Below are 12,784 nucleotides of genomic sequence, written 5' to 3'. Positions count from 1 at the left end.
CTTTACGAAATCGCTTTAGAGGCCGACTTGCACGACGCAGGTTGATAAGGCGCTTCAACTCGCGGTCGGCAAAGCTCCCTTATGTCCAGTTAGTCCCCTCGAGCGAAACGCGGGTTCAATGCGATTTGTCGATTGTCTTCAACGCGCCCTCGGGCAAGACGTCGTTTAAGAGGCTGAGGAAGTCTCGTTGTGCGAGATCGCGCGCGCGATCGACCAAGAGCGGGATAGGGCTGGATGGCTCCGCGGCTCGGAAGAACGCCGCCACCTTCGTCAGCAGGCCCAAGGCCTGCGCTCTATTTTCTACTGAAAAAACAATATCTTGAGTGTTGTCCTCGGTCGTGGATGAGAGCGAGGTGGCGAGCTCCGCCATGCGTTCGATCGGCAGGTCGAAGACTTTGTCTCGTCCAATGTTGATCGCAGCGCTCTCCACGTGGGAGGGCACCAGCATTCGCATCACCTCGATGAACGATTTGCCGACCATCTCCTGTGCCTGACGCACCAGCAGCAGCGCCGGATTGGATGGTTCCATTCGGGCAAAATAGTCGCCCGCCGCGGCAAGTGCTGCGGAGGCCTGCGCCGGCGAAGTCAGCGCGCCGGTCGTGTCCGGCGCGGCTTGTGCGTCGACCGGAGCGGCATCTTCCGCAGGCGCGACGATTGCTGCCGGATCACGCGCCGTGACGAGACCCGCAAGCCAAGCAGCCATGCCGTTCACCAAGCCGGACAGCCTGTCGAGACTGATGGGCTGCCCCGAGTTCAACTTTTCGTGCCAGGTCGCCTTGATGCCTGCGACTTCAGCGGCGACCGCTGAGCACCGCGCGCTGACGGTCTTGAGAGTGTCCAGGTCCGTTTCGCCGACGATGCGCTCGATGGTCGCGAGATCGGGGCCATCGACGTCGGCGTCACCGGCGGGTATTTCGCCCTTGGCAACCTGATAGGCACGGTAGTTGAGGCTGCCGTGCCTGCGGTTCTCGATCAGGGGAAGGAATTGGAGCGGGTTGATCACGGTCGGAAAGACGTCGATGGCTTCGACCGTGACGGCGCGAAGCGCGTAGTCGCCGTCCTCACCCCTCGGATGCACCGCTTCCCACTGCTCGCGCAGCAGCAGGTTGGTCGCCTTCAGGCAGCTCAGAAAGCCGTCGAGATCGCGGTTGAGGATGGAAAACTTGGCCAGCAGCATGTTCAGGCGCAGATCGCGGGTGCGTGCCAGAAGGGGCTGCGCGGCAGCGAACTGGCCTGCAAAATCGACCGCCTTCGGATCGAAGCGTCCGCGCTCTCCGTTGGCGTTGACGACCTCGAAGAACGACATCGGCAGCAGGGATTCCGCACCTGCGAAGAAGTTGAGATATTGGACGTCTCCGATGGCGTCGAGATCCGGCCCGCAGGGATCGTCGGCGGCGATGGGCTGCGTCAGGGTGGCGACATCAAGCATGCGAGATCGTCCATCTGCTCGGCCATGGCCCCTCTGCCGAGCCCGTGACATCTGGCGGATCATGCAGGGGGGATCATGATCCGATTGCCTTATGGGTCAGACGCCTGCTGGTCTCGGTTCATTCCCGATGATCATGACATTTTCGCGTGAACCGGCAAGCTTTTGGAGCCGACTACTTGAGGGCCCGGGTGGTTCTTTGGACGGCTGCTGTGGTGCGTCAGGAGGCCCGGCTCCGGGGCGGACTTGCCGGCGTTGCCAGTGGCGGGCAGGATATCCGCGGTTCTTGCAAGACGCCTGATCTGCTCTTTGCAGCCGATCATGCGGGCGATGAGGGAGTTTAACGCCCACATGGGCCAGCTTACCCAAGATACCCGCCTCTGCGAACTCAAGACGCCTCTCGGCAAGGACGTTCTGGTTTTTGTTGGCTTCGAGGGCTCGGAAGGTCTCAGCGAACTCTTCGAATATCGTGTCGAATGTCTCAGCGAGGATGCCGACCTCGACTTCGACCGTGCGATCGGTCAGCAGTGCACGCTGACCATAAAGCTGCATGAGAAGGAGCGCGAGTTCAGCGGCATTCTGACGGAAGCCCAGTGGCTCGGGGTGAAGAACGACTATTTCAGCTACCGGATTGTCCTGAGGCCATGGTTGTGGCTGTTGTCGCGCACCACCGATTGCCGGATCTTTCAGGATAAGAAGGCGCCCGACATCATCAAGGAAGTCTTCAACGAACGCGGCTTCACTGACTATGAATCCAAGCTGACCGAAGAGGGCTCCTGTCCGAAGCTCGAATATTGTGTTCAGTACCGCGAGACCGACCTGAGCTTTGTTTGCCGGCTGATGGAGCAGCACGGCATCTACTACTTCTTCAAGCATGAGGGCGGCAAGCACACGCTGGTGTTGGCGGACTCCAAATCGTCGCACAGCCCGATCAGCGGTCTTGCCACGATTCCGTACATCCCGCTGACGGGAGCCGACCGTCGAGCGGAGCAGCACATCTACGAATGGGTCTCGGAGCGCCGGTTTCGCACCGGGAAGATTGAGCTCAACGATTACAACTATCAGAAGCCCAACGCGCAGATGATCAGTGACGCCAAGAGCTCCGAGCATTACACGCGGTCGGAGATGGAGTTTTACGACTATCCCGGCAAGTTCAAGGAAAAATCCGACGGTGAGCGCTACGCGAAGATCCAGCTTCAGGCCGAGCAGGCGATGGATCGGCGGCGCCGCGGCAACGGCGACGCCGTCAACCTGTTCCCCGGTGGGCTGACGAAGCTCGAAAAGCACTCCAAGGACTCGCAGAACGTCGAATATCTCGTGGTGCGGGCCACGCATTCGTTCTCGATCGAATCCTACCGCACTGGTGGTCCCAGCGACGCCGGGCAACACGTCTATTTCGGAAGCTACGAGTTTCTGCCCAGCGATCGGCCGTTTCGAGCGCTGATGATGACGCCGAAACCGAGGATCAACGGCATCCAGACCGCCAAGGTGGTGACCAAGGACGACAATTCGAGCGAGGAAATCGACGTCGAGTCGCTGGGCGAAATCTATGTCCGCTTTTTCTGGGATCGGAAGAAGAAGCGGTCGTGCCGGTTGCGCGTGGCCCAGGTCTGGTCTGGCAAGCGCTGGGGCGGTCAGATCATTCCGCGCGTCGGACAGGAGGTGGTTGTCGAATTCCTGGAAGGGGATCCGGACCGGCCCCTGGTGATCGGCACCGTGTACAATGACGAATACAAGCTGCCCTACGATCTGCCGTCGAAGAAGACGATCGCGGGATTGAAGTCGGACTCCACCAAAGGTGGCAGCGGCTACAACGAGTGGAACTTCGAGGACAAGAAGGGATCCGAGAAGATCACGGTGCATGCCGAGAAGGACCACGACGTGACGGTCCGCGACACCGAGACACGGACCATCGGCGAAGCTGCATTCGGCGGCGACACCCGCAAGACCACGCTCAAGAACGGCAATGACAAGCTCGATATTGAATTGGGCGGTCAGCACATCACGCTGGCCATGGACCAGTCTGTGAATGCGGGCATCAGCATCACGCTCATGGCCAATGCCAACATCACGCTGCAGGTTGGTCCCAGCCAGATCATCCTGACCCCGGCGGGCATTGTCATCAACGCGCCGACGATCGCCATGACGGCGCAGGCCGCCATGGCGCTTTCAGCCGGTGGTCCGCTTGCCGCCCACGGCACTCCAACCCTTGTCGGCTGACGGCTATGGCGCAGGTTCGGTTCGGCACGGTTCAGGATCTGCTTCAAGCCTATCCCATGGCGCGCTATGATGTCGGCAAGGCCGACGCCGACAAGCCTTCGCTGGATTTCCTTCAGGAGGCCGCCGACGCGCGCAACTGGCACCAGGCCGTATCCTTCTGCGCTTATTTGCTCCCAAGGCGCGTGGCCATTGCCTGGGGATGTCGCTCGCTGCGACGGATGTTCGACCATTTCGACACCAACGACAGCAGGTCACTTAACTTCGCCGAGACCTGGGTCCGCCAACCGGAGGAGCAATCCCGGAACAAGGCCCTGGCCGTCGGCAATGCCAACGATCCCGAGCAGCCGGCGACATGGCTGGCGCTGGCGGCCGGCTGGTCCGGCGGAAGCGTGGTTCCGGCGGAGTTCGCGCCGGTCGAAGCCAAGCCCGATCAAACCGCGCGGGCGGTGCGTGCAGCCCTGCTGATCGGCCTTTGCCGGCTCCCCCGCGACTCGAGGGACCGGATAATGACGGCGTGCCTGGAGGATGGTATTCAATTAGCTCGCGGTGAACCGCGTCCTTCACGGTAGCGGGACGATGTGATGGTGCTTCGCTTTCATATCGAGAACGAACCGAACCTTCCCGACGGTGGGCCTGTGTCATTTACGGTCACCGGCAGGCGTTCGGTCGACATTGGCCGGGACCGTCACCTCGACTGGACTTTGCCGGATCCGGCGCGGATGATTTCCGGAAAGCATTGCGAGGTGCACTTTCGCGACGGCGGCTATTGGCTGCATGACGTCTCGACCAATGGCACCTTTCTCAATGGTGCCGACCAGCGCCTGCGGGGGCCGCACCGGCTGCGCGATGGCGATCGCCTTACCATCGGCCATTACATCATCGCAGTTTTCCTGGAGGATGAGGCTGGCGCGCGTGCCCCAAACCACGAGGCGCAACTGCAGGCACCTCTCGTCCAGCAGCACGCGAACTACGGGGAGCTTTGGGCAGCCGACCGTGACGTGCCGCCGCCGATCGACCCGCAACAATTGAAGAAGCCACGCGAGGCCGCACGGCCCATCAATCCGGAGTTTCTGGATTGGGCGGCGAGCGTTCCGGCGCCGGTTGTAGATCCTGTTCGACGTTCATCGTCGATGCCTCCGTACCAGCCATCCGTGCAGGATGACATGAGCTGGGCAGCCGGTCCGGTCGCGGCGCCGAAGGCGCAAGTCGAGCGCCCGCCCGCCATGCCGAGCCCACGCCGGCCATCGGTGTGGACCGATGACGAACCAGCGGCTGGCAAGCCGCCGCCATCGCCATCGCCACCGCAGGCCGAAATGCTCCGCCCGGCGCAGGCGGCAGACGAGGGACCCGACACCGCCATGTCAGCCGGTGGTACTGAGTTCGCGCGGCTGGTGGCACGCGCTGCCGGATTGCCCGACAACTTCTTTGCCCGCAAGACCGATGCCGAGCTCGCCGAACAGCTTGGCATCATCTTACGCATGACCGTGGATAATCTGATGGCGCTGCTGCAGGCGCGAACCCAGGCCAAGCAGCTCACCCGCAGTACCAGCCAGACCACCGTCCAGGCCATCGAGAACAATCCGCTGAAATTTTCGCCGACGTCGGAAGAGGCAATGCGCATTTTGTTCGGACCGCCGACGCGCAGTTACCTCGACGCGCAACGCGCCTTTGCGCAGGGCTTCAGTGACCTCAAATCACATCAGTTGAAGACCTACATGGCGATGCAGCACGCGGTCCATGAGCTGATCGCCGGTATCGATCCGACACTGATGGCACGCGAGCTCGAGCTTCAGCGCGGCGCAAGCTCCTGGCTCGGCACGAACAAGAGCAAGCTCTGGGACGAATTTTTGACGCGCTGGAAGGCGCATCTCGGTCGCGACAACAGCGCACCGATCGATACCTTCATGTTGCATTTTTCGGACTATTACGACCGCGCGGACAAGGTCGGTTCAAAGTGAACTATCGGCGGCCACGTGGTCGCCGGAAAATTGCTGAGTGGATGCAGGAATGTCTTGGTATAGCAAGGTTTTCTGGTCAGAAGGTCTGTTTCTGCGACCGCATCATCTGCAGCAGAACGATCGCTACATCGAACATTTGCTGGAAAAGCGCGTTCGCTACACAACGCCATATCCCTGGGGATTTGCCCAGCTCGAGATCGACAAGGACCTTACCGAACAGAGCAAATTCGCGGTGCGCAATGCGTCCGGCGTCATGCCGGACGGAACGCCGTTCGATATTCCTGCAGACAGCCCGATCCCCGAAGCGATCGAAGTGCCGGAGACGGCCGCAGGCCAGATCGTCTGGCTGATGATGCCAGTCGCAGCGCCAAACACCCGCGAGGTGGACGAGGACCGCACCGACAGCGCCAGTCGCTATGTTCGCACGTCGGAGACCTTCATCGACTCGACTTCCGCGCTGCGCATCGAAGAAGAGATCGACATCGCTTATCCCAGGTTGTCGTTCGAACTGCGCAAGACCAGCAAGCCCGGATACATGGGCCTCGGCATCGCACGCATTCTAGAGGTGCGCGACAAGAACGTCCTGTTCGACGACAAGTTCGTACCGCCGATGCTCGTCTGCGCCGCACATCCGATCATCGACGGCTGGCTCAACCGCATCATCGGCTGGGTCGAGACCAAGCTCGACGAGCTTGCGCGTTATGCGGTCGATCCGTCGTCCGGTGGCGGCTTGCAGAGCGTCGACTATCTGGTGCTGCAAGTGCTGAACCGGACCATTCCCGTGCTGACTCATTTCCAGCGTTCCGGCAGCGTGCATCCCGAGCGGCTATACGAGGAGCTGCTGAGGTTCGCGGGTGAACTTGCGACGTTTGCCACGGCGGAGCGGCGCGCGCGCAACTATCCGGCGTACGATCACGACGATCTCGAGAACATTTTCACACCGCTGGTGAGCGACATCCAGGACTTCTTGAGCGCGCGCCTGGGCCGGCGGGCGATCCGCCTGGAGATCATCGAACGCGCACAGAATGCGTTCGTATCGCCGATCCGCGATCGGGCGCTGTTTCGAAATGCGACCTTGGTGCTGGAGGTTGCCGCACGGCGGCCGCTGGTGGAGATCCAGAACGATTTCCCGCACCTGTTCAAGGTCGGACCGAACACCAAGATGAACGAGATCGTGCACGCGAACCTGCCGGGGTTGACGTTGGTGCATTTGCCGACGCCGCCGCCGCACATTCGGGCCATCACGGACCACGTCTATTTCTATCTCGACCGCAAGTCGCCGCTATGGCCGGAGTTCAGCACGGCGGCCTCGATTGGAATGCACTTCTCCGGCGACTGGCCGGAGCTTGAGCTGTACCTTTGGGCTATCCTGGAAGACAGGCCATGAGCGACAGGGACAAGCCGGTCAATCCTTTCGGTCGGGGCGAGCGGACGATCATCCGTCCCAACCCCGGCGGGAAGTTGCCGCCGGCTCCGACCCCTCAGCCTTCGGCGGGCGAGGGACCAGTTGCCCGGCCCGCCTATTCGCCGTCGCCCGTACCTTCTCCCGGCGCACCTGCGCCGTCACCCTTTTCTCCGGTCCCGCAGGGCCCGGGCTATGCCGCCGCGCCAACCAGCCATCCGGCTGAGGAATGGATCTCGACGCCCGCGCCAGCCCAGGCGCCGCAGCCGATGCTGCCGCCGGGGCCACCATTGCGTGTCGATGATCTGGTCGCGCCTAACGCAAATCCGGTGATGCGCGCCGCGGGCCCGCTGCTGCAATTGCTTGGCCGCTTGCGGGTGGCGCTCATGCGCGCGTCATTCGCGAGCCTGATGGAGCAGGTCGCCGACGCCATCAAATTCTTCGAGAAGGATATCCGTTCAGCGGGCATTTCCGAGCACCAGGCCAACACAGCGAAATACATCCTGTGCGCCACGGCCGACGATATCGTGCAGCACATCCCGACCGAGGAGCGCCACGTCTGGACGCAATACTCGATGCTGAGCCGGTTCTTCGGCGAGCGGATCGGCGGCGTCCGCTTCTTCGAGATACTCGACCATCTGAAGGGCGATCCGCTGGTCAACTATCCGGTGCTCGAACTTCAGCACGCCTGCCTTGCGCTCGGCTTCCAGGGCATTCACCGCACGTCGGCGGGTGGGCTTGCGAACCTGCAGGTGATCCAGCGCAACCTCTACGAAACGCTGCGCCGGGTCCGGCCCAAGACGATGAGCGATCTGTCGCCCAACTGGCGCGGGCAGGCGCTGGCTGGTCGCCGGCAGCGTCTGCGTGTTCCGGTCTGGCTCGTGGCGGCCGTGGTCGCCGCGCTGCTGACCGGGTCCTATTTCGTCCTGCGGACGCTCCTGGCCGGCCGGGCAGAGAATGCTGCCGAGGTGGCGCTTGCGCTGCATCCGGCCGATCCGATCGAGCTCAAGCGCCGTGTCGTTGCACCACCGCCACCGCCGCCACCACCGCCGCCACCGGATCGTATCACCCAGCTCCAGCGTATTCGCAACGCGTTGGCCAAGGAGAACACCGCCTGTGCCATGACCGCGGACCAGACCGCGAGCTTCATCGTGATCAGGGTTTGCGACCTCGCGCTGTTCGCGTCGGGCCAGGCCACCATCCTCGACGGCTTCAAGCCGGTCGCAGCCCGCGTGGCGGCAACCCTCGACAAGGAGCCGGGACGAATCCGGGTCGTCGGCCATACGGACAGTTCGCCGATCCGCACAGTGCGCTTTCCTTCGAACTTCGAGTTGTCGGTCGAGCGCGCCAAGGCGGTTGCCGGCGCACTGAAGCCGGGCCTCACCGATGCCTCGCGCGTCGACGTCGAGGGCAAGGGAGCCGATGCGCCAATCGCCAGCAATACGACACCTGAAGGACGCGCCAAGAACCGGCGCGTCGAGATCTTTATCGAACGCAGCGAATAGGCAGATACCGCCAGCTCACGCGGTTTGCGACAGGTATGGTTAGATGCTTGCCAAGGACATTCTCCGCATCGTTCTCTACGGAGTCGGGCTCAGCTCGCTCGGGGCGGTGATCTATCTCGCCGGTCCCTTCGTCGCGTTCGGCGACTGGCGGCCGCTGGAGAACCATATCGTCCGCCAGATCGCGATTCTTCTGCTCACCACGGCCGTGGCAGGCGTCGTGGGCCTCAATCTGTTCAAGCGCCGCAAGAATGCCAAGGAAATTGCCGACGGCATCACCGGTGCGGATCAGCCCGTCAGTGACGAGCCGGTGCTCAAGGAGCGCATGAAGGATGCGCTCGCGACGCTCAAGACCGCCAGCGGCAACAAGTCGGGCTATCTCTACGATCTACCCTGGTACGTCATCATCGGTCCGCCCGGCGCCGGCAAGACCACGGCGCTGGTCAATTCCGGGCTCAAATTTCCGCTCGCGCGGGGGACGACGCCGGCGGCGATTGCAGGGGTCGGCGGGACCCGCTACTGCGATTGGTGGTTTACCGAGGAAGCGGTGCTGATTGATACCGCCGGCCGCTACACCACCCAGGATTCCAATAGCAAGGCCGACAAGGATAGCTGGCTGGCGTTTCTGGACATCCTGAAGAAGAGCCGGTCGCGCCAGCCGATCAATGGCGTCCTCGTCGCCATCAGCATCGAAGACGTGCTGACGCTACCGAAGCAGGAGCTCGCGCTTCACGCCGATGCCATCAGGATGCGCCTGCTCGAGCTGCATCAAAAGCTCAGGGTCAGCTTCCCGGTCTATGCGCTATTTACCAAAGCCGATCTCGTTGCCGGCTTCACCGAGTATTTCGCCTATCTCGGCGACGCTGGCCGCCGACAGGTCTGGGGCGCCACGTTCCAGACCGCGGACAAGACCCAGAATCTGGTCGGGCAGATCCCGCTCGAGTTCGACCGTCTGCTGGAGCGCCTGAGCGAGGAGACGCTCGACCGTCTGCAGGACGAGCCGACGCCGCAGCACCGCGTCCAACTGTTCGGCTTCCCGGCGCAGATGGCGCGGCTCAAGCCCCAGATCCACGATTTCCTCAACCAGATATTCGAGCCGACGCGCTATCACGTGAATGCGAATCTGCGTGGGTTCTACTTCACCTCGGGTACGCAGCAAGGCACGCCGATCGACCAATTGATCGGATCGCTGGCGCGTACGTTCGGCGCGGAGGAGGTCGGTTCCGAATCCTATTCGGGAACGGGCAAGAGCTACTTCCTCGCCGATCTGATTTCCAAGGTCATCATCGGCGAGGCCGACTGGGTTTCGACCGACCGCGCCGCGGTGCGCCGCGCATTGATCCTGAAGACCGCAGCGCTGTCATTGATCGGCCTGGTCTCGATCGGACTGATCGCAGCGTGGCTGACGAGCTACAAGCGCAACTCCGATTTGATCGAGCAGAGCCTGCAGGCGGATAGCGAATATGCGGCCGCCGGAGCACCACTCATCAAGCAGACGCTGATCGCCGATCATGATCTCGACAAGGTGCTGCCGCTGCTCTACCGGCTGCGCAACGCCCCGGCGGGTTACGGATCGCGCAACGAGCCGGTGCCACTGTCGGCGCGCTACGGGCTCAGCCAGCACGCCCGGCTGCTATCGCCCTCGAAGGCGGCCTATCATACGGCACTCGAGCGCATGTTCCGGCCGCGCCTGCTGTATCGCCTGGAAGAGCAGCTCAATGCGCGCATCAACGAGCCTGCCTTCGTCTACGAGGCGCTGAAGGTCTATTTGATGCTCGGCGGGCTGCAGTCGCCGGACCGCGAGCTGATCCGCTCCTGGATGCAACGCGACTGGGCGGACAACCTCTATCCCGGCGCAACCAACGCGGAAGGGCGACGTCTACTCGATGAGAACCTCGTGGCGATGTTCGACCTCGAGACCGAGCAGCCGCCGCTGGTCGAACTCGATGGTCGGTTGATCAAGCAGGCACAGAGCTCCTTGGCGCGCCTGAGCGTGTCGCAACGTGCGTACGAGTTTCTGAAATCGGAGGCGCGTGCATCGACCGCCGGCGACTGGATCGCCAGTCGCCGCGGGGGCCCCGACATGGCCGTCGTGTTCGAGACCACGACGGGGCAGGCTTTGGACGCCGTGCGGGTGCCCGAGTTCTTCACGTATAACGGCTTCCATCAGAAGTTCATCGCCCGGCTGCCCGGCTTGTCCGAGCGGATGAAGCGGGAGCGTTGGGTCCTGGGTGATGCCGGCCAGCAGTCGGCCATCGACCAGCAATACGACAATCTGGCCGGCGATCTGCTCAACATCTATTCCAATGATTTCGTAACGAGTTGGCGAACGGCACTCGGCAGCCTGCGCCTGAAGAAGCTGCTCGCCGACAAGCCGAAATACGAGGTGCTGAGGGCCCTTTCGGCGCCGACATCGCCGATGCGGCAAATTCTGGAATCGGTGCGCGACGAGACGATGTTGACAAAGGAACGGGCGAAGCCGGCCAACGCTGCTGCTGCCGTGGCCGCCGCTGCACCGGCGCCGGCACTCTTCACCAATGCCCAGGATGGACCGCCCGGCGCGACGATCGAAGCACAGTTCAAACCTTACCATGCGGTGCTAGAAGGCGAGAGCACCCATAGGCCGATCGACTCGACCATCGCCAACCTGAACGACATCGCGCAGAACCTGACGCTGATCATCGAGAATCCGCAACTGACCGCGCAGGCGAGTGCTGCGCTCCAGGCCCAGGTCGCAGCGCTCCGCAACAATGCCTCGCGCATGCCACCGCCATTTTCCGACATGTTGCGTGCGGCGGCCGGGGAGTTCGAAGGCAGCATTGCAGCTTCGACCGCCGGACAGATCCTGCAGACGTTGCGCGATCAGGTCACGCCGGTGTGCCAACAGACGGTGACCAACCGCTATCCGTTTGTCCGCAGCAGCAATCAGGAGGTGCCCCTCGCGGATTTCGCCAAATTGTTCAGTCCGAATGGGGTGATGGACAAGTTCTTCACTCAGTACCTGGCACCTTACGCCGACACGTCGCGGTCGGATTGGGTCTGGCGAAAGGAGAGCCCCGTCGGCCGTTCGTTCTCGCCGGACACCCTCAAGCAATTCCAGAATGCGGCCTATATCCGCGATGCCTTCTTCCAGACGGGCGGCGGTGTGCCGGCGGTATCATTCGCGATCCGCCCCCCTGGGGCATCCGGGCCAGGCGTGACCGTCAAGACCGAGATCGGCGGCACCACGATTACCAGCCCAACCACTCCCGGACCGGCCGCTTCGCCCTTTTTCGGCGGTCCGCCACCGCCGCCACCGCCACCGCCGCAGAGCAACGCACCGACGACCGTCCTGTGGCCGGGTCCTTCGCCGCGGACGGCGATTTCGGTCAGCAACGATACCGGCCCGCCGTCCGTGCTCGAGCGCATCGGTCCCTGGTCGTTGTTCCGGATGCTGGAGGCAGGCTCGTTGGTGGCGAAGGCGGAAACCGCCAGCGCGACTTTCATCGTCGCCGGCCGCGAGCTCAACTATCAGATTTCGACCGGATCGTTGCGCAATCCGCTGAACCTGTCAGTGCTCCGCGAGTTCCGTTGCCCGACCGGAATATGACCATGCGTTGCGGTTTATTCGGCAAGATCGGCGCGAAGCGCGATTTCATCGCGATCGCGACCCCGCGCAATTTCCTGGAAGCCTGGGAGCCGTGGCTACAGGCTGCGCTGTCGGCAAGTCGCCACCAGCTTGGCTCAGGCTGGCAGCAGGCCTTTTTGACCGCGCCGGTTTGGCGATTCTGGCTCGGAGCCGCGATCTGCGGCACCACGGTGACAGGTGCAATCATGTCCTCGGTCGACGGGGTAGGGCGGTACTATCCACTGACGCTGCACGCGGTGACGGACGATGACGCCTCGCTGGCGCCGCCGAATGTCGACCCGCAAGACGAATGGTTTGGGCAAGCCGAGACATTCCTGCTCACCACTCTGGATCGGGCCGCAACCTTCGAGCAGATCTCCGACGAACTCGATCGTTTCGCGGTGCCGCGACTGCAGGCGACCGTTGCCGACGGCACGCCGATCGGATCGGCGGCGGGGACGGTCTCGGCGGTCGACGCATTCGCCGGGTCGTTTGCTACACTTTGCTCCACCAATCCACAGGTCTATGCCGCGGCCAGCTTCTGGTGGACCGCCGGAGGCGAAGGCTTTCCACCGATGGCGCTGTGTTACCGCGGATTGCCTGATCCGTATCACTATTCCATGCTGCTGACCGGGAATCTCGATCGCTCGGCATGCGGGACGGGATGAC

At 62.8% G+C, this 12,784-nt stretch carries 8 protein-coding genes; 7 read left to right on the top strand and 1 reads right to left on the bottom strand.

What is annotated here, in order from left to right; translation table 11 throughout:
- Positions 1 to 115: 115 nt before the first annotated feature.
- Positions 116 to 1,429, bottom strand: coding sequence for a type VI secretion system ImpA family N-terminal domain-containing protein (locus MTX21_RS10425; RefSeq protein WP_280964711.1), 1,314 nt, complete (start codon positions 1,427 to 1,429; stop codon positions 116 to 118).
- A gap of 348 nt (positions 1,430 to 1,777) precedes the next feature.
- Here MTX21_RS10425 and tssI point away from each other — a divergent pair, with 348 nt between their 5' ends.
- Genes tssI through tagF form a run of 7 tightly spaced genes read left to right on the top strand, consistent with a single transcriptional unit; the run spans position 1,778 to position 12,783 of the window.
- Positions 1,778 to 3,646 carry a type VI secretion system tip protein TssI/VgrG gene (tssI, locus tag MTX21_RS10420; RefSeq protein WP_280964710.1) on the top strand — a complete coding sequence of 623 codons (1,869 nt, stop codon included), beginning with the start codon at positions 1,778 to 1,780 and terminating at the stop codon, positions 3,644 to 3,646.
- A 5-nt stretch (positions 3,647 to 3,651) separates the two neighbouring features.
- Positions 3,652 to 4,215 (top strand): hypothetical protein, encoded by a 564-nt coding sequence (locus MTX21_RS10415; RefSeq protein ID WP_280964709.1) that lies wholly within the window; start codon positions 3,652 to 3,654, stop codon positions 4,213 to 4,215.
- A 12-nt stretch (positions 4,216 to 4,227) separates the two neighbouring features.
- A complete protein-coding gene (gene tagH, locus MTX21_RS10410; protein WP_280964708.1) occupies positions 4,228 to 5,604 on the top strand; it encodes a type VI secretion system-associated FHA domain protein TagH in 1,377 nt (458 codons plus the stop codon).
- A gap of 49 nt (positions 5,605 to 5,653) precedes the next feature.
- On the top strand, positions 5,654 to 6,991 hold the full coding sequence (gene tssK / locus MTX21_RS10405; protein WP_280964707.1) for a type VI secretion system baseplate subunit TssK: 1,338 nt from the start codon (positions 5,654 to 5,656) through the stop codon (positions 6,989 to 6,991).
- Positions 6,988 to 8,511 (top strand): type VI secretion system protein TssL, long form, encoded by a 1,524-nt coding sequence (gene tssL / locus MTX21_RS10400; RefSeq protein ID WP_280964706.1) that lies wholly within the window; start codon positions 6,988 to 6,990, stop codon positions 8,509 to 8,511. The genes tssK and tssL overlap by 4 nt, the downstream gene beginning before the upstream one ends.
- Before the next feature lie 43 nt (positions 8,512 to 8,554).
- Positions 8,555 to 12,097: a type VI secretion system membrane subunit TssM gene (tssM, locus tag MTX21_RS10395; protein ID WP_280964705.1), complete on the top strand. Its 3,543-nt coding sequence runs from the start codon at positions 8,555 to 8,557 to the stop codon at positions 12,095 to 12,097.
- A complete protein-coding gene (tagF, locus tag MTX21_RS10390) occupies positions 12,094 to 12,783 on the top strand; it encodes a type VI secretion system-associated protein TagF (RefSeq protein ID WP_280964704.1) in 690 nt (229 codons plus the stop codon). Before tssM ends, tagF begins: the two co-directional genes overlap by 4 nt.
- Position 12,784 lies beyond the last annotated feature (1 nt).

The sequence above is a fragment of the Bradyrhizobium sp. ISRA430 genome (genome assembly GCF_029909975.1).
Classification (GTDB): domain Bacteria; phylum Pseudomonadota; class Alphaproteobacteria; order Rhizobiales; family Xanthobacteraceae; genus Bradyrhizobium.
Note: the sequence above shows the minus strand (reverse complement) of the source record. Positions and strands in the feature narration are given on the sequence as shown.

Excerpts from the sequence above, each read along its gene's own strand:
- tssK (WP_280964707.1), top strand. The coding sequence starts at position 5,654 with ATGTCTTGGTATAGCAAGGTTTTCTGGTCAGAAGGTCTGTTTCTGCGA.
- tssM (WP_280964705.1), top strand. The coding sequence starts at position 8,555 with ATGCTTGCCAAGGACATTCTCCGCATCGTTCTCTACGGAGTCGGGCTC.
- MTX21_RS10425 (WP_280964711.1), bottom strand. The coding sequence starts at position 1,429 with ATGCTTGATGTCGCCACCCTGACGCAGCCCATCGCCGCCGACGATCCC.
- tssI (WP_280964710.1), top strand. The coding sequence starts at position 1,778 with ATGGGCCAGCTTACCCAAGATACCCGCCTCTGCGAACTCAAGACGCCT.
- MTX21_RS10415 (WP_280964709.1), top strand. The coding sequence starts at position 3,652 with ATGGCGCAGGTTCGGTTCGGCACGGTTCAGGATCTGCTTCAAGCCTAT.
- tagH (WP_280964708.1), top strand. The coding sequence starts at position 4,228 with ATGGTGCTTCGCTTTCATATCGAGAACGAACCGAACCTTCCCGACGGT.
- tagF (WP_280964704.1), top strand. The coding sequence starts at position 12,094 with ATGACCATGCGTTGCGGTTTATTCGGCAAGATCGGCGCGAAGCGCGAT.
- tssL (WP_280964706.1), top strand. The coding sequence starts at position 6,988 with ATGAGCGACAGGGACAAGCCGGTCAATCCTTTCGGTCGGGGCGAGCGG.